General features: G+C 56.3%; 17 protein-coding genes. 8 read left to right on the forward strand and 9 right to left on the reverse strand.

All coding sequences use genetic code 11. From position 1 onward, the window contains the following. Window positions 1-58 precede the first annotated feature (58 nt). Together MOY_RS02110 and MOY_RS02115 are read right to left on the reverse strand one after the other, a co-directional pair. Window positions 59-1369, reverse strand: a complete 1311-nt coding sequence (locus MOY_RS02110) for an NAD(P)/FAD-dependent oxidoreductase (RefSeq protein WP_009096007.1) — start codon at window positions 1367-1369, stop codon at window positions 59-61. Then, complete coding sequence (locus MOY_RS02115; protein WP_009096009.1) at window positions 1366-1710, reverse strand: c-type cytochrome; 345 nt, start codon at window positions 1708-1710, stop codon at window positions 1366-1368. The genes MOY_RS02110 and MOY_RS02115 overlap by 4 nt, the downstream gene beginning before the upstream one ends. A 285-nt stretch (window positions 1711-1995) precedes the next feature. Between MOY_RS02115 and MOY_RS02120 the strand changes: the two genes are divergently transcribed. The 5 genes from MOY_RS02120 to MOY_RS02140 all read left to right on the forward strand — a co-directional run bounded on the left by MOY_RS02120 (window position 1996) and on the right by MOY_RS02140 (window position 8284). Continuing rightward, on the forward strand, window positions 1996-2832 hold the full coding sequence (locus MOY_RS02120) for a DUF2189 domain-containing protein (protein WP_009096011.1): 837 nt from the start codon (window positions 1996-1998) through the stop codon (window positions 2830-2832). 163 nt (window positions 2833-2995) lie between these two features. After that, on the forward strand, window positions 2996-3535 hold the full coding sequence (locus MOY_RS02125; protein WP_009096012.1) for a molybdopterin-dependent oxidoreductase: 540 nt from the start codon (window positions 2996-2998) through the stop codon (window positions 3533-3535). Then, window positions 3525-5771, forward strand: a complete 2247-nt coding sequence (locus MOY_RS02130) for an ATP-binding protein (RefSeq protein WP_009096014.1) — start codon at window positions 3525-3527, stop codon at window positions 5769-5771. The genes MOY_RS02125 and MOY_RS02130 overlap by 11 nt, the downstream gene beginning before the upstream one ends. Further along, window positions 5749-6912: a nitric oxide-sensing protein NosP gene (gene nosP / locus MOY_RS02135; RefSeq protein WP_009096016.1), complete on the forward strand. Its 1164-nt coding sequence runs from the start codon at window positions 5749-5751 to the stop codon at window positions 6910-6912. The genes MOY_RS02130 and nosP overlap by 23 nt, the downstream gene beginning before the upstream one ends. Continuing rightward, a complete protein-coding gene (locus MOY_RS02140) occupies window positions 6884-8284 on the forward strand; it encodes a hybrid sensor histidine kinase/response regulator (protein WP_009096018.1) in 1401 nt (466 codons plus the stop codon). The genes nosP and MOY_RS02140 overlap by 29 nt, the downstream gene beginning before the upstream one ends. A gap of 5 nt (window positions 8285-8289) precedes the next feature. On the opposite strand, the gene MOY_RS02145 is transcribed toward MOY_RS02140, so the two are convergent. Continuing rightward, on the reverse strand, window positions 8290-8964 hold the full coding sequence (locus MOY_RS02145) for a LuxR C-terminal-related transcriptional regulator (RefSeq protein ID WP_009096020.1): 675 nt from the start codon (window positions 8962-8964) through the stop codon (window positions 8290-8292). Between the two features lie 117 nt (window positions 8965-9081). Between MOY_RS02145 and exaC the strand changes: the two genes are divergently transcribed. Both exaC and MOY_RS02155 read left to right on the forward strand, forming a co-directional pair. Further along, entirely contained in the window at window positions 9082-10602 is a 1521-nt protein-coding gene (gene exaC / locus MOY_RS02150; protein WP_009096022.1) for an acetaldehyde dehydrogenase ExaC, read from the forward strand. Between the two features lie 155 nt (window positions 10603-10757). Next, window positions 10758-11372: a methyltransferase domain-containing protein gene (locus MOY_RS02155; RefSeq protein WP_009096023.1), complete on the forward strand. Its 615-nt coding sequence runs from the start codon at window positions 10758-10760 to the stop codon at window positions 11370-11372. 46 nt (window positions 11373-11418) lie between these two features. Here the strand turns inward: MOY_RS02155 and betT are convergent, their stop codons facing one another. After that, window positions 11419-13467 carry a choline BCCT transporter BetT gene (gene betT, locus MOY_RS02160; RefSeq protein ID WP_009096026.1) on the reverse strand — a complete coding sequence of 683 codons (2049 nt, stop codon included), beginning with the start codon at window positions 13465-13467 and terminating at the stop codon, window positions 11419-11421. Window positions 13468-13657: 190 nt separating this feature from the next. Then, window positions 13658-14062, reverse strand: coding sequence for a hypothetical protein (locus tag MOY_RS02165; protein ID WP_009096028.1), 405 nt, complete (start codon window positions 14060-14062; stop codon window positions 13658-13660). A gap of 184 nt (window positions 14063-14246) precedes the next feature. Between MOY_RS02165 and MOY_RS02170 the strand changes: the two genes are divergently transcribed. Then, window positions 14247-15164 carry an alpha/beta hydrolase gene (locus MOY_RS02170; RefSeq protein WP_009096030.1) on the forward strand — a complete coding sequence of 306 codons (918 nt, stop codon included), beginning with the start codon at window positions 14247-14249 and terminating at the stop codon, window positions 15162-15164. A gap of 9 nt (window positions 15165-15173) precedes the next feature. On the opposite strand, the gene MOY_RS02175 is transcribed toward MOY_RS02170, so the two are convergent. The 4 genes from MOY_RS02175 to MOY_RS02190 are packed head-to-tail and all read right to left on the reverse strand — an operon-like array spanning window position 15174 to window position 21635. Then, the gene (locus tag MOY_RS02175; RefSeq protein WP_009096032.1) at window positions 15174-15893 is read right to left on the reverse strand and encodes a response regulator; all 720 of its coding nucleotides are present in this window, start codon (window positions 15891-15893) and stop codon (window positions 15174-15176) included. Window positions 15894-15895: 2 nt separating this feature from the next. Next, on the reverse strand, window positions 15896-17335 hold the full coding sequence (locus tag MOY_RS02180; RefSeq protein WP_009096035.1) for an ATP-binding protein: 1440 nt from the start codon (window positions 17333-17335) through the stop codon (window positions 15896-15898). Then, window positions 17335-20433, reverse strand: coding sequence for an efflux RND transporter permease subunit (locus MOY_RS02185; protein WP_009096037.1), 3099 nt, complete (start codon window positions 20431-20433; stop codon window positions 17335-17337). Before MOY_RS02185 ends, MOY_RS02180 begins: the two co-directional genes overlap by 1 nt. Further along, on the reverse strand, window positions 20430-21635 hold the full coding sequence (locus MOY_RS02190) for an efflux RND transporter periplasmic adaptor subunit (protein WP_009096038.1): 1206 nt from the start codon (window positions 21633-21635) through the stop codon (window positions 20430-20432). The genes MOY_RS02185 and MOY_RS02190 overlap by 4 nt, the downstream gene beginning before the upstream one ends. Between the last annotated feature and the right edge of the window lie 9 nt (window positions 21636-21644).

Below are 21644 nucleotides of genomic sequence, written 5' to 3' on the forward strand. Positions count from 1 at the left end.
TATAAAACGGGCCGCCGTTCAGGCAGCCCGTGAGTACATGTGTTTAACGTGTTAGTGCCTATACTTGCGTGCCCCAGGTGTCTTGGCAGATGGCATTGTACCAGCCCACCGCATAATCAGCTTCTAGCGCCCGAACAGTGTCCGGCGCATCGGCAGGGCTAATGCCTCCCGCGCCATCGACTTCAGCAATGACCCCGTCGGTGACTCTATAGACACCCGCAACAGAGATCCCGTAATTAGGGCCGACCAAGCTATAGCAAGTGTTAGCCCAGTAAGCGGTTGGCGCTGGCTGATGTTCGAGTGAGGAAGCAATGGCGGCGGCTACTACTTTCGCTTGGGCGTTGGCGCAGAAGCCTGATTTTGGCATCGGCGCGGCGACCGTGGCGTCGCCCACCACGTAAATGTCGTCCACCTGCTGTGATTCAAACGTCTCGGGTTTGACGGGCACCCACCCAGAGCTATCGGTTACGCCGGCACGGTCTGCGATCCAACCGGCTTTCTGGGGAGGTATGACGTTGAGTACATCGGCGCGGTGGCGCGTACCAAACTCGGTTTCAACTTCTAAATTATCCGCATCGACCCGGGTAACGCGGCCATCGTTGGAAAGGCCCACCCACTCTATACGGTCGCCATAAAGACGCTCCCACCCTGCAGTGAACAAGCCTTGCTTAGAGAAATTATCCTTGGCGTCTAAAATTAATACCTTAGAGTTAGGTTTATGCTCTTTGAAATAGTGTGCCACCATCCCCGCGCGCTCGTAAGGCCCGGGTGGGCAGCGGTAAGGATTGCCTGGTGCCACCATAATAAAGGTGCCGCCATCTTCCATGGCTTCAAGCTGCTGCTTTAGTAAGGTCGTTTGATGGCCTGCTTTCCAAGCGTGGGGCGCCTTCTCTGCGGCAGCTTCATCGTAGCCCTCTAATGCGTCCCAGCGCATATCAACACCTGGTGACAGCACTAATCGGTCGTAGTGCAAGGTATCACCGGTGGATAAGCGCACCTCATGTGCTTCGGCATTTATGTCTTCGGCTAGTGCATGCACAACGTCTACGCCGTAACGTTGGCGCAGCTCATCATAGTTGTGAGCAATAGAGCGCATATCCCTCAAACCGCCTAGAAAAAGGTTACTAAAGGGGCAGGTGTAAAATACGTCTGCTGGCTCAACAAGCGTTACTTTAATAGCTGGGTTGGCTCGCTTGAGGTATTTGGCGGCCGTTGCCCCGCCAAAACCACCTCCCACTACCACAACGTGCCCTGCATGCTGCCCCCCAATTGCAAACGTTGGAAGAGCACCCATCAAGGGAAGCGCTGAAGCGCCACCTAACCCTTTTAATAACTGGCGACGGCTAAGACGGTTCCAAGGCTGGCTCATGGTGTCAGCTCCTCTTTTGCAGGTAAGTGAGAGAAGTAGTCGGCCAAGGTAGCCAATTCCTCATCGGTATAACCCTTAGCAATGCGGTTCATAATAGTGGCGCCGGAATCCTCCTCATGCTTGAACGCCAGAAGGCGTGCTTCTAACTGATCTGCAGAGCGGCCTGCCAGTGAAGGCACTACCCCCTCCATGCGCCCCTCAGTCCCATGGCAATTCGCGCAGCTACCCGCAAGCACCTCTCGCTGCAATGCCTCGCTATCTAGCCCCGTTTCCGCAACGGCGGAATTTAACGCTCCTATCGCTACCGCAAGAGCAAAACCAGCACGTAGGCGCATGCCCATGGAAGTACTCCTTAACTGTTTGTAATAGAGGTATACCTTAAATCAGCGCTATTAAAATAAAAAAGAATATTTAATGATTTTTTTATTCTTTTTTAGATGTTTAGGAAGCGCTAACGCATCGATTAAATTGGCTGAAACTGCCCTGTGGTGGATTTTTTGTACTTGCTGATGACCTAGGCTCTCAGTATTGCTGTGTTCAACTACATTAAAAAGACGTTAAGCCATTAAGTTGGGATTAATGGGACAGGCAAGAATGCAGCTCTGGTACATCACAGGAGTTATGCCATGAATGCGACAACTACAAAAACACAAGACCACGCAGATATGCCAAAGACTAACGAGATACCCCTGGTTAAAATTACCATCAATAAAGTAGGGATGGATCGCCCCCGCGCCTGGTTAACCTCAGGCCTTGAAGACTTCCGGCGTGCCACCGCCGTTAGTTTGTCCTATGGCATGTTTTGGGTGGGCTTGAGTATAGCCATCACGTTTGGAGCATTCACACTGGGATACTGGTATTGGCTACTGCCAATGATTGCAGGTTTTATGTTTGTGGGTCCTTTGGTCGCAGTGGGCTCATATGGTATCAGTCGAGCGCTAGAGCAGGGCAGAGTGCCTAACTTGGGCGATGCGTTTGGCAGTTGGAAGCCTCATGCTGGGCAACTAGCGATGATGGGCGTCATGATGATGATCTTCTTTCTCGCCTGGATTCGTTTGGCTACGCTGCTATTTGCGCTGTTTTTTGGTTTTGAAGTGCCAAGCCCCGAAACACTTTACACCGCGTTACTAACCACCCCTGAAGGGCTTGGTATGTTGGCTGTTGGAACGGCGGCGGGCGCTATTTTGGCCTTTGGTGCCTTTGCCATTAGCGTAGTTGCGATTCCCACTCTCATGGATCAAGACCTGACCTTTATGGAAGGTATCGAGGCGAGCGTGCGCTGCGTTGCGCGTAATTTCCGCCCTATGCTGCTATGGGCCGCTATTCTGACTGGCTGTGTGCTGGTGGGGGTAATGACGTTTTATATCGGCTTGGCGCTCATACTTCCGGTGCTAGGTCATGCCAGCTGGCACGCCTATGAGGAGCTAGTGCGCTTTGAAACAGTCGAAAAAATTGAAACCTAACCACTTTCGTATCCAATAGTCTGGCGGCTTAATGACGAAAAACGCGTAAATAGCCTGACCTACGAAAAGAGATGGCGTAACCTCTATGCTGTCTCTTTTTTATTGCTCGCGATGGGTAGCCTGGGTATATCAGGCTATGCCCTAAGCGCTTCGATACGAGGTAATGGCTGTGAAAGCGTTATTGTTGGGGTCGATTATGCTGGCGTTCAGCATTCCTCAAATGGGGCAAGCTGAAACGCAGTCCGCATTAGCGCTGCCTGATGGGCCGGTGATGCTGAAAGTAAAGGGCGACATTGCGCGCACGAATATAAGCACGGGTACGGGTGATAACGGTGAAGAGGCGCATTTTGATAGGGAAATGCTGCAGTCATTGCCACAGCATGCGTTTGAAACGGGAACTCCCTGGACTGAAGGTACTAGCCACTATAGCGGGCCATTAATGCGTACGTTGCTGGAGCACTTGGGTGCCGAGGGTGAAAGCGTGCATGTATTGGCGCTTAACGGTTACGAAGCAGATATTCCGCTCCGCGATTTTTACGACTACGACGTTATCCTGACCCTCGAACGCGATCAAAAAGCCATTCCTATTCGTGAATATGGCCCGCTGTGGGTGTTGTATCCCTTTGATCAGAATGAGGAATTGCTGAGCGAGAAAATACGTTTTAGAGCCGTCTGGCAGGTAATGCAGATTAATGTCCATTAGCGGCCCTATTGCCAATACGCCCCGCCTACTGCGCTATCCACGTCGCTTTAAGGTTGTCGCGATGATTACCGTGCTGCTGTTTGCGGGAGCACTGGTGGTTGCGGCACTGGCTGCCTGGCGGCAAGATCACCTGACCCAAAGCCTAAGGGAAGATACAGCCTGGGTCGTGTATAAATTGGACCGCGATGCAGTTCAACTGCTTAATCACCTGCTAGCTGCCACCCGTGGGCCCATATCGCCAGCTGAGCAGGATGCGCTCAACTTACGCTTTGAACTGCTTTATAGCCGCATCACCCTGTTAAATGAGGGTGAGGTTAACTCGTTATTGCAAAATGTCAGGATGGCAAACGAGCTGCTTGACCAAATCCAGCAGCAGTTAGATACGCTAGACCCAATGCTTGAACCTCACGACACGCTTGCCCAGCTACCGATTACCAGCCTGGAGACAGAGCTACAGGCGCTCACTCGGCTGACTGAACGCTTTGTGATCGCCATCAATGGCTATCTGGCAGAATCCGCAACGGAAGAGCGTGCGCTGCTCAGCACGCTATATAAAGCCTTGATGACACTGCTCATTGGAATGAGCTTAGCCGTACTGCTGGTGATTGGGTTTCTAGTGCGTGAAATGCGTGAGAGCGCCGCCGCACGGCGTGAACAGGAGCAGTTAAGCCGCCAGTTGGAAGTTACCGCCAAACAGGCCCAAGCAGCCAACCATGCAAAGTCTGATTTTCTAGCGATGGTCAGCCATGAGATTCGCACCCCGCTCAACGGCGTCATCGGCATGAGCGAGCTACTGCGCGAACCGGCAAGCGCTGCCCAAGTTGAAGACTACGCTAGCACTATTCACGACAGCGCCAACCAACTGTTGGCGATGATTAATGAAATACTCGATTTCTCTAAGATAGAAGCGGGTCACCTAACCCTTGAAACCTCTCCCACGGCGATAAAACCGCTGGTGGATAGCGTGATGGCGCTATTTGGACCTCGCGCCCAAGCCAAGGGGCTTCAACTTGTGCTCGACATCGACCCCTTGGTACCCGCCTGGGTCATGATCGATGCAGGCAGGTTAAGACAAATTTTGCTGAACCTGATTGCCAATGCGATCAAGTTTACTGACCACGGTAAGGTGACGCTGCGGCTTTATGCCACCGTTAACTATCTCTCGTTTGAGGTCAGCGATACCGGCTGTGGTTTGAGCCAAGAGCAGCAGGCACTGCTGTTTGAACCTTTTCAGCAGGCAGATGAAACCGTGGCTCGCCGCTTTGGTGGCACCGGGCTGGGGCTTGCCATTTGCAAGCGCTTAAGTGAAGCCATGCAGGGGCGCTTAAGCGTGACCAGTGCGCCGGGCCAGGGGAGTACTTTCTACTGCGACCTCCCTTTAGTGGAGGCCAGCCCGGTCAGCTCTCCGCTACCTTCTGAGCCCACGCGGGACTTTACCGGCACGTCGTTACTGCTGGTCGAAGATAACGCCGTAAACCGCAAAGTCGCTACTGGGTTGTTATCGCGTTTGGGCTGCGATGTGGTGTGCGCGGAAAATGGCCAGGATGCGCTGGAAATGATCAAGAGCCAGCAAGTGCATCTTATTTTTATGGATATTCAGTTGCCGGATATGGATGGCCTTACCGTTACCCGTAAACTGCGAGCGGTGGGTGGTTGGCTTGCCCAGGTGCCCATTGTGGCAATGACCGCAGGTGGCGTTGAAGATGATCGATCCCGTTGCCTGTCAGCCGGCATGAATGACTACATCACCAAGCCGCTTTCACTGTTATCGTTGAGCAACGTTTTATCTCTGCAGCTATTCCCCTCGTCGCAGCGGCTGCCCCCGCTTGCCGCCTTCGCTACGCCTAGTGAGGGGCAAACAGTGCTTAATAGCGCAACGCTAAGTATGCTGCTGGGCTCTTTAGGGCAGGAGAGCCTTGCCCAGCTAATAATGCTCTACCATCAACAAGTAGACGACTACGCTGCTCAGCTTGGTGCGTACCTTTCTAGCCCCGGCGCACTCTCTATCGCTCAGGCTCATCAAGTGGAGCGCTTAGCCCATCAGCTCAAGGGCGAATCGCTAAGCGTTGGCGCAGAGCAATTGGCGGCCCAAGCGAAGCGGCTGGAGGCATTAATGGCCCTTGAGACGCGTTCTCCCTGCCAAGTAGACGAAGCCTTTAGCGCATTACGCCACAGCGTGGCGCGTACCCATACAGCCTTGGAGAAATGGCGCCGTGACAGCTTCCCTAAAGCATAACGGACTATTAACCGCCGCCAGCAATCATCCCAAGCCAGACCAGGCAGCCAGGGAGCTGGCCCAAGCGCTATGCCACGAACAGCTTGGCTTTGTACTGTTTTTTTGCAGCGCAGAGTACCCGCTAGGTGCCTTAGCGGACGCGCTAGGGGAGGCGTTTGGTAATGTGCCAATGAGCGGCTGTACCACTGCCGGTGAGATTACCCCTCAGGGGTATGATCGCGGCTCCATTGTGGCGATCGGATTTGATCGGCGGGTCTTCGCGGTGGAAACAGCGCTGATTGATGACCTTGAGCATTTTGACCTTCCCCGTGCACAGCCGCTGGTGGATGCTTTATTAGAGCGCTGCCGTCAGCAGGCCTTGGCGCCCATTAATGAACACAGCTTTGCGCTTACCCTGCTCGATGGATTGTCCAGCCGTGAAGAGCAGGTGCTGGCAACGCTGGATGCAGCGTTGGGGCGTATTCCCAGTTTTGGTGGCTCGGCGGGGGATGATAACCACCTAACGCACACCCATGTGTATGCTGATGGGCGATTTCACACCCGTGCCGCGGTGGTGGTCATGCTTAATACCCGACTACCGTTTGAGGTGTTTTCGAGCCATCACCTCGTACCCCTTGCTCATAAGCTAGTGGTTACGAATGCTGACCGCGAGCAGCGTCGCGTATTAGAGCTTAATGGGCTGCCCGCCGCTGAGGTATATGCAGCCTTGGTGGGCTGCCGTGTTGATGCCCTAACCCCTCACATATTTGCCCAGCATCCCCTTGCCGTTCACCTTGGCGGTCAGCACTATATCCGCTCTATTCAGCGGGTTAACGATGACAGCAGCCTGAGCTTTTACTGCGCGGTTGAGAACGGCATTGTGCTCACTGCAATGCGGCCAGCCCCTCTGCTAGAAGACCTAAATGCGATGCTGCTAGGCGTGCGTAAGCGCCTGGGCGATAACGCCACTATTATCGGCTGCGATTGTTTTTTGCGCCGCATGGCGCTGGAGTCTCTGCAGCAAATTGACCCAGCATCGGCGCTGCTGCGACAGGCACGGGTGGTAGGGTTTAATACCTACGGTGAGCAGCATCACGGTATGCACGTTAATCAAACCTTTACGGGGGTGGCGTTTGGCGCTTTTCCAACTAGCGGCGGATAACGACAAAACAGCTGATAACGCTGCACTGCGCGAAGAAAACAGGCGCCTGCGCAAGGTCTGCCAAGCGCTGATGGAGCGGGTAGAGTCGGGCGGTAGCCCTAACGGCGCGCCGTATGCGGCGTTTGAGCGCTCGGTACTGTTGGCTGAGCAAGTGCGTGAGCGCACCGATGCGCTGCATCGCACGTTGGATGAGCTTAGCCAAGTGAATGTCCGGCTGTTAGCCGCGAATGCCGAAGCGGAAGCTGCCAACCTTTCAAAAACCAAATTTTTAGCCGCCGTAAGCCACGATTTATTACAGCCCTTAAATGCCGCTCGATTATTTGCCAGCGCTTTGGAAACCCATGCATTGCCGGACGCCTCCCAAGCCCTAGTGGGGAATATCGGTCGCTCGCTTAAGGATGTGGAGGGGCTACTTGGCACGCTGGTGGATATTTCCCGCCTGGATGCGGGAGTATTGCATGCTGATAAAGCGCCCTTTGCGGTTAGCACGCTGCTGGATGCGCTTGCAGAGGAGTATAAGCAGGTGGCGGCGGTACGTGGGCTTACCCTGCACTATGTGCCCTCCAGCGCGTTGGTAACGTCTGACTTAGCGCTTTTAGCACGCGTAGTGCGTAACTTTCTAAGCAATGCTGTGCGCTACACCGAACATGGCCACCTGCTGCTAGGCTGTCGCCGGCGCAAGGAGGGTCTGGAAATTGTCGTAGGTGATACGGGCCCGGGCATTCCCGAGCCTCAGCGCCAGGCGATTTTTCTTGAATTTCGCCGCGCTACCCAACCCAATGGGCAGCATAGTCGTGGGCTTGGGTTGGGCCTAGCGATTGTGGACCGTATCAGCACGATGCTGGAACACCCGGTGTCACTTACCTCAAAGCTTTCGTGCGGGTCGCTGTTTTCCATTCTGGTGCCTTACGCGCCTAATGATGCTGGAAACAGTGCTTCTGGAAATAGCGCTGAACGAAAAGCCTGGGAGCCGTTACGCAGCGCCTGGGTGCATGACCCGCTGCAGGGCTGTGTCGTGTGGGTCATTGACGATGACCCAGCCATTATTGAAGGTATGCAGGCATTGTTAGGTAGTTGGGGATGTCGGGTGCGGGCAGCTGCAACGGTAAGCGCCCTAGAAGCGGCGAGCGACGGTGAATGCCCAGCGGTACTGCTAGTGGATTACCACCTGGGGGAGCACCGTGAAAACGGGATCGATCTAGCCTCTCGTTTGCGGCGGCGTTATCCAGGCCTTGCGGCGGTTGTGATAACCGCCAACCACGAAGCCGCAGTAAAGCGTGCCACCCGGGAAGCGGGTATGCACTGCCTGCTGAAACCGCTTAAGCCGCTGCGCTTAAAGATGTTGCTGGGCACGCTACTCGATAGCCATTAACAGGCTTATCGCTGGGCGAAGGCGCCAGCACCCTCGTCGCTGGCAATCACGATGGCGTGAACTCGGCTCGTCGCACCAAGTTTGCGTAAAATCGCCGACACATGTGTTTTGACCGTGGTTTCGGCAATCGATAGCTCCCGAGCGATCTGTTTGTTAGACATCCCCTGGGCCATGCAGCGCAGCACGTGCCGCTGTTTGCCGGTTAAGCGCGCTAGCCGCGTTTGCCTCTCTTCTGACTTGGCTTCTAAGCCGGGCGAGCGCGGCACGTTTGGCGGCGGCGGGCGGCGCATAACATCAGCGGGCAGGTAGAGCTGGCCCTGGAGTATTTGGGTTAGCGCCGCCAGCAACTGCTCTCTGGGCGTGGACTTCGGAATATAGCCCACTGCACCCAGCGCAATGGCGTCCAGTACCAGCTGGCGCTCCTGGTGCGCAGAAACAATCGCAACGGGTAGCCATGGGCAGGTGTCTCGCAGGGTTTTCAATCCCGCCAAGCCTTCGGTATCGGGCAGGCTCAAATCCAGCAGCAGCAAATCCAGCCCCTCATGAGCCTCAATGCACTCCATCGCCGCTGCCAGGCTGTCGGCTTCCAGCAGTTGGGTATCGGTTAATCCAGCGCCCACTACCGCCTGTAGCGCATCGCGGAACAGCGGGTGGTCATCTGCCACTAATAGCGAGTACATGGCGTCTCCTACCAAGGGATGAGGGTGCGTCCTGCCATCGGGCTATATCGAGAATGGCCTGTGTGTTCAACACTGGGTAGGCACCTTTTAATAACCATAATACTCAGGAGCTTTACGATGATCTACGCCAACCCAGGTGATGCCGGTTCCGTTGTGTCGTTTGAAAAACGATACGGAAACTATATTGGCGGTGAGTTTGTTCCTCCCGTCAACGGTCAATACTTCGATAATATTAGCCCCGTTAATGGCCAAGTGTTTTGCGAAATTCCCCGCTCTAGCGCTGAAGATATTGAAAAAGCGCTGGATGCAGCCCACAAAGCAGCGCCTGCCTGGGGTAAAACCTCCGTTCAAGAGCGCAGTAATACGCTACTCAAAATTGCCGACCGGCTAGAGCAAAACCTGGAAATGCTCGCCGTGGCGGAAACCTGGGACAACGGTAAAGCAGTGCGCGAAACGCTGAATGCCGATATTCCCCTCGCCATTGACCACTTCCGCTATTTTGCGGGCTGCCTACGCTCCCAGGAAGGTACCGCCGCAGATATTGATGCTAACACCGTGGCTTACCATTTCCATGAACCGCTGGGTGTCGTGGGGCAAATTATCCCCTGGAACTTCCCGATTTTAATGGCCGCCTGGAAGCTTGGCCCCGCGCTTGCTGCCGGTAACTGCGTCATACTGAAGCCAGCTGAGCAAACACCCGCGTCCATTTTGAAAGTGATGGAAGTCATCGGCGACCTGCTGCCGCCAGGGGTGTTGAACATTGTTAACGGCTTTGGCGCTGAGGCAGGGCAAGCGCTGGCTACCAGTAAGCGGATTGCCAAAATTGCCTTTACGGGGTCAACCCCCGTTGGTTCGCATATTCTTAAATGCGCCGCAGAAAATATTATTCCCTCTACCGTCGAACTAGGCGGCAAATCACCCAATATCTACTTCGCTGACATTATGAACGCCGAGCCGACGTTTATTGATAAAGCGGTAGAAGGACTGGTGTTAGCGTTCTTCAACCAGGGGGAGGTGTGTACGTGCCCCTCACGCGCGCTTATTCAGGAGAGCATGTACGACGAGTTTATGGCCAAGGTCATTGAGCGCACCAAAACCATTAAACGCGGCAACCCGCTAGATACCGATGTGCAGGTGGGCGCTCAGGCCTCCCAAGAGCAGTTCGACAAAATCATGTCCTACATGGATATCGCCCGTGATGAGGGTGCGGAGTTCCTCTCCGGTGGCGATAAAGAGACCCTGGACGACAGCATCAACGGTGGCTACTACATTCAGCCTACGCTGCTGAAGGGCAATAATCAGATGCGTGTTTTCCAAGAGGAGATCTTTGGCCCGGTCGTCGCGGTCACTACCTTCAAAGACGAAGAGGAAGCGCTGGCCATCGCCAATGACACCGAGTTTGGCTTGGGCGCAGGCGTTTGGAGCCGTGATATCAACGTCGCCTTCCGCATGGGCCGGGGTATTCAAGCGGGCCGCGTGTGGACCAACTGCTACCACCAGTACCCTGCCCACGCCGCCTTCGGCGGCTACAAGAAATCTGGCGTTGGCCGTGAAACCCACAAAATGGCACTTGAGCACTACCAGCAAACTAAAAACCTGCTGGTAAGTTACGACATCAACCCGCTTGGGTTCTTCTAAACACGCCCATTTCCGCTCAGGCCAAGGGCCTGAGCGGAGTTGTTTGCCTCTCTCCAGCTTTTGTTTGCTGTCTCCCGCCTGTTTTTACACGTTCTTCCTACACGCTTGAGGTGCTTTGCTGCATCATGACGCTTTTATCTACGGCAAGGCGGATCATGAGCGATATCGAAGCACCGGATTTACACCAGCAGCGGCTTCTTCACGTAGTGGAGCGGCTGCGCGCCAGCGGTGCTCGGAAAGTACTGGACCTAGGGTGCGGTTCAGGTGGCCTATTGCAGTATCTACTCCACCAGCCCCAGTTTGAGAAACTGGTTGGCCTTGAGTTAAGCGGCGAGCTACTGGCCCAAGCCAAGTTTCGTCTGGAGCAGCTGCCGCAGGCAGGTCACGGGCGCTTAGAGCTGATATGCGGCTCCTACACGGAACATCATCCAGGCCTTATGGGGTTCACAGGCGCGGCCATGGTGGAAACCATTGAACATATTCCGCCTGAGCGGTTATCCACGGTAGAGCAGGGCGTGTTTGGCGGATTACGTCCCGAATACTTGGTAATGACGACGCCTAACAGTGAATACAACCCGCTGTTTGATTTAGCCGATGGCGAATTTCGTGATCCTGACCACAAGTTCGAATGGTCACGGGATCGCTTTCGTGACTGGGCGCAGGGCGTGGCGCGTCGTAACGGCTATCGTGTGCGTTTTGGTGGGATTGGCGAATGGCATTCCCACTTGGGGCAGCCCACCCAGCTTGCCGCTTTTGAGCGTCACCCATAAAAAAATCCCGGCCGCCTGGCCGGGATTTTTCGCTTACGTCTGCTGCTTACATCTGTGCATCTTCCGGCGGTTCGCCGATGGTGCCGGGCATCGCTTGCACGTGCCCCATCTGCTGGCCAGCCAGGGTGAGGAAGTGCAGGTGGCGCTCATACTCCGCGACTAAGTCTCCAATCACCTGACCACGGGTGTAGCCGTTAAGGTCTTTATCCTGGCCGCCTTCCGCTAGGTACACATCCAAGCGCACGTAGAAATCATCATCCACGGGGATGAAGCTTGGGGTGCGCATGCGGTGCGGGCACACTTGATAAACAAAGCTGGTGGCGTCACCGAAATCAACCTGTAACGTCAAGTTGGGCAGCGACTCACCTTCAACGTGCTCTTCGGTTACGTTGGCGGTTTGGCCACGGCTTTCAAGCTCCTGGGCAAACTGCGTCATCGCCGGACGAATAGAGTGCTCAATTGTCGCGGCGGCACCTGCACGATTCGAGGTGTCCAGCGCGCGATCCAAACGCTCGCGCCAGTCGCCGCCTGGGGCGCCACCAGCAATCATGCGACGGGCGTCGGCTTTTTTGCCCTCAAGTTTCAGCGCTTTGTACATACCCACCATGACGGCGAAAATGACCAGCGAGAAAGGCAGCGCAGTAATGACTACCGCACTTTGCAGCGCAGCAAGCCCGCCTGCCATCAGCAGAGCAATAGTAATTAAGCCAATCACTGCCGACCAGAAAATGCGCAGCTTTACCGGTGCATCGTGGTTTACATCACTCAAAATGGAGGTGAAGTTGGCCAGTACCAGGGCCCCGGAATCCGCAGAGGTAATAAAAAACACGATACCCAAAACCGTAACAACAGCGGCAGTAATGCTGACGTAGGGGTAGTACTCAAGCAGGGTATAGAGCGTGGTTTGCGGGGTACTAAGCGCTTGCTCACCTAGCTCGGCAACGCCCTGGTTGGCGACCAGCTCAATACCGCTGTTACCGAATACAGACATCCACACCATCATAAAGGCTAGCGGAATAAACAAGGCGCCTGCGACAAACTCACGAATAGTACGGCCGCGGGAGATACGCGCCAGGAACAGGCCTACAAACGGTGTCCAGGCGATCCACCAGCCCCAGAAGAAGATCGTCCACCACATTTTCCACTCTTGAGCCTCTTCACCGGCAAAGGCGTAGGTATCAAAGCTGGCACCGACAAAGCCTGATAGGTAGTCACCGGCGTTATTGACGACTTTATCCAGTAGTACCAGCGTGTCGCCGGAAAAGAGTACGAACAGCATCAGCGCGAGGGCCAGCAACATGTTGAACTCAGATAAACGACGAATACCTTTCTCAACGCCGGTCACTACGGAAATCGTCGCCAATATGACCACCAGCACAATCAAGATCACCTGTACGCTCAGCGTTTCGGGCACGCCAAACATATAGGTGAGGCCATAATTGAGCTGCATAACGCCAATGCCAAGGCTAGTGGCAATACCAAACACGGTAGAAATGACGGCAGTAATATCGACAGCATTACCAATGGGGCCGTGGATACGCTTGCCGAGTATTGGGTAAAGGGCGCTGCGAATAGCCAACGGCAAGCGGTGACGATAGCTGAAGTAGGCCAGCGCCATACCCATCAACACGTACAGTCCCCAACCGGAGAGCCCCCAGTGCAGATAGGTTTGAACGACGGCATTACGCATTGCAGCTTGGCTTTCTGGGGTTAAATCCGGCGGAGCCAAGTAGTGGGCAACAGGCTCAGCAACGCTGAAAAACAGCAAATCGATACCGATACCTGCGGCAAACAGCATGGCTGACCAAGAGAGCAGCGAAAACTCAGGTCGTGAGTGATCAGGCCCGAGACGAATGCTGCCAAACCGCGACATGCCAATGGCAACCACAAACACCAAGTACGCCACAATAGCGAGCATGTAATACCAGCCAAAGGTTTTACTCACCCAGGCCAGCCCAGCATCAAAAAAGGCGCCAGCCTGTTCAGTGAACACCATGGTGAGCACTAAGAAAATAAGGATACCGGCCATGCTGCCGTGGAAAACCACGGGGTTGAGGCGGTCCCGGGAGGGGGTGATGGGGTTGTCTTTCGCCATGCAGGCGGACTCCTCTTGTTAGACAAAGTGGGGGTGATATTTATTTTGAATGAACGTTCAAATAAAATACGCGGTTTAGTTGTCCAGTTCAAGTCAACGTCCTCTCAACACTTGGCATTTTTAGGCGTCTAGAAACAGAAATGCCCGGCAAAGCCGGGCATTTAATCGCAGTTAAAAAGTAAGTAAATGCTTACTCAGCGGCGTTTTCCGCTTCAGGTTTATCATGGTGGTAGCCACGCTTACCGTGCCCACGCTCGCTGCGGTACTCTTCGTGAACTTCACGCATTGCTTCGCGCACTGCCTGCTGCTCTTCTTCGCTAAGAATCTCCGCGACCCGCGCGTGGTGCTCCTCGTGGAGTGCTTTTAACGCTTCACGGTGTTCGGCATGGGCTTCGTTTAACGCTTCTTGCTGTTCTTCACTTAGCTCCGCGCGCTGAAACACTTCCTGGCGGCGCTCTTCCATGCGTTCTACCATCTGCTCGCGGTCATAGCCGCGGCCTTCATGCCCTTCATGATGGCCTGCCTGTGCAGTGAACGCTAACGGCGTTAAAGCGACGGCGAGTAGGGCGGGGGCAAATAGCTGGCGAAGTGTCATATAAAGTACCTCTTGGTAACGAGTTAGCGTTTTAAATTGCTAATCAGACAATCACAGTATGGTAGAGGCACGTGCAAACCGTTTGCATTAAGTGTGCAACAATCATGATCATTTAAGGCGCTAGGGGGTCATAGCGTTAGGGTGAGGGCCCGGTCAATCACGTGAGTTTAATAAGGAGGCATGAATGCCAGCTCTACGCACTGTACGTCACTACCTTAGCCTAAGCGCCCTCGCACTTTTCATTAGCGGCTGTGGGGCAACCCACCAAGGCACCACGGGGAACCCGGCCATTGAGCAGGCCTCTCTCCAGCAGAAGACCGTTCCCTTTACCCGCTTACCGTCTCAGCGTTACACCCCAGCGGAGTGGCCCCAAGCATTAGAGGCCCGCGTACTGCTTCCTACAACTTCCGGGGCTGAACGGCGCCCCGCTGCGCTGGTGGTGCATGGTGGCGGTTGGCGTAATCGCGGCCCCGACGATATGGAGAGCATTGCCGAGCAGCTGGCCCAGCAGGGCTACGTGACGGTCAATATTGAGCACCGTTTTGCCCCCGAGTACCGCTTTCCCGCCCAACTGCATGATTTACAGCTGGCAATGGCATGGATTCACGCCAATTCAGACGAGTGGAACATCGATACCCAACGCATCGTCGGCGTTGGCTTCTCATCCGGAGCGCACTTAGTGAGCCTGCTGGCCCTGGCGGGCGAAGAGGGGCCATTGGCCGAGCCTTATGGCGGTGAACATACTCGCCTAGCGGCGGTGCTAGCAGGCGGTTTGCCGAGCGATTTGCTCAAGTTTAATGATGGCCGGCTAGTGGTCGATTTCATCGGGGGGACCCGTGCGGAAGAAAACGCAGCCTATCGGCTAGCGTCTCCCGCCCGGCAGATCACCCCAGCGGCACCGCCGTTTTTCCTGTTCCATGGGAGTTGGGATCGGCTTGTCCCCGTTGACCACGCCACCGATTTCTATCAAGCGTTGCAGGATAACAACATCGAGAGCGAGCTGTATCTGCAGCGCTTTCGAGGCCACTTCGCCAGCTTCTTGCTGCGCGGCAGTGCTATCGATGCGGGCATCGCGTTTCTTAACCGGCAGGTGATGCACTAAGCAAGGCGTTTACCCTTCCGGCTGATACTTATAGCCGACGCCATAGACCGAGCGGATGATTTCCATCTCAGGGAGCGCTTCGTGGATTTTCTTGCGTAGCTTTTTAATATGGCTGTCCACGGTGCGCTCAGAAACGATGCGGTTGTCGCGGTACATGTGATCCATCAGCTGTTCACGGCTGAAAATCCGCCCCGGTGACTGCATCATTACCCGCAGCAATTGGAACTCTACCGCCGTCAGACCTAGGTCCTGGCCGTTGGCTAACGCCTGCCAGCCATCTTCATTCAGCGTAACCGGGGCTTGGCGTGCTGCCTCAGCGGGCTCAGTTACGTCAGCGGCCGCCTGGCTACGGCGTAGCACAGCTTTAACCCGGGCGACCACCTCGCGGGGGCTGAACGGTTTGCAAATATAGTCATCTGCACCCAGCTCTAACCCTAGCAAGCGGTCTACTTCCTCTACTTTTGCGGTGACCATGATGATCGGCAGCGTAGGCCACTGTTGGCGCACCTCACGGCAGAGCGTTAACCCATCTTTACCCGGCAGCATAACGTCCAGCAGCACTAGGGCCGGTACCTGTTGGCGTAACCACGGCATGACCTCGTCGCCGTGACTAATGATTGTGGTGTCGAAGTTGTGGCTTGTTAAATAGTCGGCCATTAGCCGGGCAATTTTGGGTTCATCTTCAACGATCAACAGTGAGGCGTCTTGAGACGCGTCTTGTAAAGACATAGTCAGCTCGCTAGGTAATGGGTAGACGTGAGAAGAGGGAAGCGCAGCGTCCATTTAAGGCCGCCAAGGGTCGAGGCGTTGGCCTCTAGGGTGCCGCCATGGGCACTCACCAGCGCACTGGCAATGGAAAGCCCCAAACCACTGCCGCCGCTGGCCCGGTTCCGCGAGCCCTCAACGCGGTAAAGGCGCTCGGTTAATCTTGTAAGCTCACTCTCGGGTACGCCAGGGGCGCTGTCTTGCCATACGACCACCGCGTGTTTGTGCTCAATGCTGAGCGTTACCTGCAACTCGCCGGGGGGCTGGGTATAGGCGCAGCTGTTATCGAGTAGGTTGCTCCACAGCTGGCGCAGGCGCTGGGCATCACCGCGAATCATCACCTCGGGGCTTATTTGGGTTATGAGCGTTAAGCCGCTCTCTTCAAGCCAGCGGTCGGCATCGGTTAAACGGCCGCTCAGGCACTCGCTCAGGTTCATGGGCGCGAGCTGAATATCCAGTGCTCCGGCATCGCTTTGGGAGAGCAGGCGCAGGTCAGTCACCAGCCGTTCAAGCTGGGCGACCTCCTGGGCTAACGAGGCGAGGTTTTCCTGGTTGAGGGGGCGAATGCCGTCCTGCATAGCCTCTATTTCACCACGTAGCACTGCAAGCGGGGTGCGCAGTTCGTGAGCCGTATCGGAAACCCAGCGCGCCCGGGCGTCGCGGCTGGCCTCTAGGGTGGCTGCTAACACATTGAAGTCCCGTGCTAGGCGAGAAAGTTCGTCACGGCCCCGTACCGCCAGGCGGGTATGGTAATCACCTTCGGTGAGGCGCAGGGTGGCGCCCGCTAAGGCGCGGGTGCGCCTGCCTAACCACCAGGAAAGCCCGCCCGCCAACAATAAAGATGCCAATACCAGCGAGACCACAATCACCACTAGGTTGCGCTGCTGGCGCTCCAGGAACCGGCTCTCCATGCGCTCCATCATATGTTGCGGCGGGCGAAACCCAAGGGCACCGATAGCCTGGTTGCCGCCGCTTTCCGCCATGTCACTGTAGAGCGTTAGCCATCGCCAGTCGCTGGGGCCCTGGCGACGCTCGCTGGGCGCGATGACATAGTTGCCGTCGGTATCGCGCAGGGCAAAATCCCGCGCCTCGCCCAGCGGGGAGGGGCGGTCGCGATGCTCCTGACCTAGCTCAAAGCGCACAATAAATGGCCAGCGCTCTGGGGACTGTTCTAGCCACTCCCAGCTGCCCTGGGTTTCCCAGCGGGTAATCAGCCCGTCGGCGAGCAGCGTTGCCCGCCGCTCTTGGGATTGGTTCAGGTAATCAATAAAACCACGGTCAATACTGTAGGAGACCGCCAGAAACATACTTGCTGCAATGGCGACATTAACGCTCAAAATCGCCACAAACAGCTTTAACCCGAGCCGAGAGGGTCGCCATTGGCGGAGCGAGTCGAGCCTTGCCATTAGCGAGCTCCTTCTGGGCTGGGTGGGTGCGGCTTACTCAGCCGTTCCCGAAGATTCTCAAGGCCGAGGTAAAGGCAGGGTACCAATACCAGCAGGATTACCGTTGCGAAAATCATTCCAAACCCTAACGAAATCGCCATGGGAATCATAAAGCGCGCCTGACGGGAAGTTTCCAATATCATTGGGGCAAGGCCTAAAAAGGTCGTCAATGTGGTCATCATAATCGGCCGTAAGCGTCTGGTGGCGGCAGCGACAATGGCCTGCCGTGGGGCCATGCCTTCGCGGCGCTTGCGGTTAGCGTAGTCGATTAACACCAGGGCATCGTTAATCACTACGCCCGAAAGGGCCAGCATGCCCAGTAGGCTGATAATCGAAAGCCCAAAGCCCATAATCATATGCCCTGCCACGGCCCCCACAATACCAAACGGAATCGCGGCCAGTACCAGCAGCGGCTGCAGGTAGCTTTTAAACGGAATAGCCAGTAGCGCATAGAGGGCAGCAAGCATTAACCACATGGCGGTGCGCAGGGTAGCGAGATTATCGGCGGTATCCTGCTGGCGCCCGCCCATGCTGACCTCAAGCCCGGGCCAGGTATTGCTAAGGGTGGGAAAAACATCTTCCTGCAGGGTAGCGAGTACCTGGTTAATCGACTCATCGCCTTCAGTGTCGGCGGTCACGGTGATAATCCGCCGACCATCCACACGCTGAAGGCTACTTGAAGCTTGGCTGAGGGTGATATCGGCGACCCGTGATAACGGCACGCTCAGCCCATCAGGGGTGCGTATCGGCAGGCGGTAGAGTTCGTTTAAGCTGTCACGGTCCTGTTCGGGCAGGCGCACTTCAACGCTCACCTCCCGCCGACCAATAAACTGCTCGACGGCGGTAGCCCCTTGAAGGGGCGCCCGTAGCGCCTGGGCAAGATCGCTACCGGTTAAGCCCAGCGCACGCCCTTCAGCGGAAAGGCGCATTTCAAGCTGCGGCTTGCCATCGCCTAAACCGCTGTCGATGTCGGTTAACCCGTACTCGCCCAGCAGCTCTGCCAGCCGGGCGGCGGCGGCTTCCAGTACCAGGGTATCCGGATGAGAGAGGCGTAGGCTCAGCGCCGCGCCGCTGCCTGGGCCGCCAAAGTCTGATTCAAAGCGCACCGACTGCGCGCCGACTAAATCGCCGGTTAGCTCACGCCACTCTCGGGCAATACGGGAAGGCGGCCACGCTTCCAAGCTGTCTCTAGCAATATCCAAACGAACGGAGAGGCTTTCACCGTCCAGACGGCTGCGGGAGCTGCTAAAGCTGAGCGTCTCTTCTTGCTCGCTTAGTTGCTCGGCGGCTTGCAGCAGTTGCTGGCTAAGCTCCCGGCTAACGCTGATATGGCTGCCAATAGGTAGGGTAACGCTGGCTTGCACCTGATCAGACTCTGCCCGCGGCATTAGCGAAAAGCCCAGTCGCCCGCTCATTGCCCAGGCCAGCGCGATGGAGAGCACCGCCACGCCAATGGCGACAGTAAGCAGGCGTTGATTGAGTGCCCGCTGCAAAAATGGCTCGAACTGTTGGTAAGTAAAGTGGTGCAAGCCACCCTGCATGCGCTGGCGAACGGCTTCAATGGGGCGTTGCCAGGCGGGCGTTTGGCGCGGTTTGCGGCTGTGGGCAAGGTGGGCGGGAAGAATAAACAGCGCTTCCACCCAGGAGATTAAGAACACGGTAATCACCACCACCGGTACCGTGGCGAAAATGAGCCCTAAAAAACCGGGTAAAAACAGCAGCGGCAAAAATGCCACAATATTAGAAAGAATGGCAAAGGTGAGCGGGACGGCAATTTCCCCCGCGCCCTTCACCGCCGCATCGCGCAGTGAGTAGCCCTCCTCGCGGTAGCTGTAGATGTTCTCGCCCACCATAATGGCGTCATCCACCACAATGCCAAGTGCGATGATAAAGGCGAACATCGACATCATATTCAGCGACACACCGATCCACGGCAGGAACAGCATGGCGCCTAAAAACGCGGTGGGAATGCCCAGGGTTACCCAGAATGCCAGTCGTGCTTCCAAAAACAGCGCCATCAGGATCATGACTAGCGCAAGGCCCATCCAGGCGTTTTTCAGCAGCAGGCTAAGGCGGTCTTCGTAAATGACCGAGCTATCCCGGGAAACATCCAGGCTGACACCCTCAGGCAGGTTGGCGCGCAGTTGCTCAAGTTCGCCGTAAATCGCGTTGGAAATGCTGGTGGGGGTTTGATTGCCAATTTGATAGACATCCACTGAAAGCCCCGGCTGGCCGTTGTAGAACTCCTCGCGGTCGGTTTCTGCAAAGCCCTCACTTACCCTGGCGATATCACCCAGCACAACCTGGGCGCCTTGGGCAGTGGTTAGAATAGGCAGCTGGGCGAATTCAGTGGCGCTGTTACGCCGCCCTTGGTAACGGATTAACCACTCACCTTCGGCGGTGGTGAGCTGGCCGCTGGCTAAGTCCAGCGCCTCTTCGGCGATGCGGCTGGCAAGCTGCTGGTGGTCCAGCCCGTAGCGCTCAATGGCTTCGTCGTTTAGGTGAACCTGGATTTCGCGATCACGGTTGCCGGAAAGCTCAACCCGGGAAATACCGCTGGTGGCCTGTAGTTCGGCGCGCACGTCTTCGGCGGCGTCGTGGAGCGCTGCCAGGCCCACCGAGCCGTAGACCTGAAGGCTAACCACGCTGCGCGAGCGGCCTGCTAAGGTAAAACGGGGTGGGTCGGCAGCGCTGGGCAGGGTAGTAATCGCATTCACCGCCTGCTGAATATCCTGATAAGCGCGCATTACTTCAACGCCATCAGTCAGCGTTGCTCTCAGCACAGCGCTTCCTTCGCTGGCGCTGGCGGTGAGTTCATCAATGCCTTCTACATTGGCAATGGCGGCTTCTACGGGGAGTAGAAGGCTCTGCTCCACGTCTTCCGGGGTGGCGCCGGGGTAGCTAATAGTGACTTGAACAATTTCAGTCTCAAACTCAGGGAATACCTCTTTTTTGATCGCAAGCGACGCGAAGAGGCCGCCGACGATAAATAGCACCATCAAAAGGTTAGGCGCCACACCGTGGTCGACCATCCAAGCCAGCGGGCCACGGCGGGTCATTGGGTGGCTCCCTCATCACGTGCAGGGGTGTCGCCTCGCTGGCGTAGCCGTACCTGCTGGCCTATACGGGGTTGGGCAAGGCCCGCCACCACCACCCGTTGGCCTGCTTCTAGGCCGCTGCGCACCAGCGCCTCTTCCTGGCCACGGTAGGCCAGGGTAACGGTGGTAGTGCGCAAGCGCTCGTCGTCATCTACCCACCACACCTGCTCGCCGGGGCGTAGCGCAGCAGAGGGCAGGGCAATCAACGCTTCATTGGCTGTGGTGTGGTAGGTAATACGCATTACATCCCCCAGGCGCAGGGCGGGGGCGCTGTTTTCAAGGGCGAGGGGATCATCCACCGCGATCAGCAGCTGCGCTTGTAAGCCGTTCTCCTCCAAATTGGGCAGTATTGATAGTAAACGGCCTTCCCGCGAGGCTCCCTCTGGCCAGCCTTGGCTTGTTAATGTGACAACGTCGCCAGGCTTAAGCCACGCTAAAGTGTCCCCGGGTAGCGAGGCGCGCACCCAAAACTGCTCAACGCCCACTAAGCTAAGCACTTCCGTGCCTTGGTTTAACAGGCTGCCCGCACCTACTAAGCGGTCTTGAATCATGGCCCGCCAGGGCGCTTTTAACGTAGCGCGCTCTAGATTTAATGCCGCCTGATCGCGTGCTACGCGTGCCTGGGTAAGCTGCGCTTGGGCTTGGCGCAGCTGGGGCTCACGCAGTACCAGCGCACGCCGTTCTGCGGAAAGCTGGCGACCAAAGGACTCATATTCGCTGCGGGCGCGCTGCTGCTCGGCCTGCTCTAGGACAAGTAGGGCTTGGGCGTTGGCCAGCTGCGCTTGTGCATCTTCAAGCGCTAGCTGTAAGTCGGCTTGGTCGATATACACCAGTGGGGCATCCTGCTCTACCACTTGGCCTGGCAGTACGCCTTGCCCAAAGCGCTCAAGCTGGCCAGCAACGCGGCTGGCCAATAGGGTGGATTTTTCTGCCTCTACCCGACCAAATCCGGTTAATCGCGGCGCTTGAAGACGCTTTTCTACGGTAATGACATCGACAACCGGCGGTGGCGTGGGCGGCGGCGGGCGCCGCTCAACGCGGGGAGGTTGGCTAAGAATCCACCACGCCAGCGCCAACCCACCGGCGAATACCAGCAGCGCTGCCAGGGCGCCGAAACGAATGCGGCCTTGTTGATGTGGTGCGTAATAGCGAGAAGGGGTCATTAACGCGCG

The organism is Halomonas sp. GFAJ-1 (assembly GCF_000236625.2).
Taxonomy (GTDB): Bacteria; Pseudomonadota; Gammaproteobacteria; order Pseudomonadales; family Halomonadaceae; genus Vreelandella.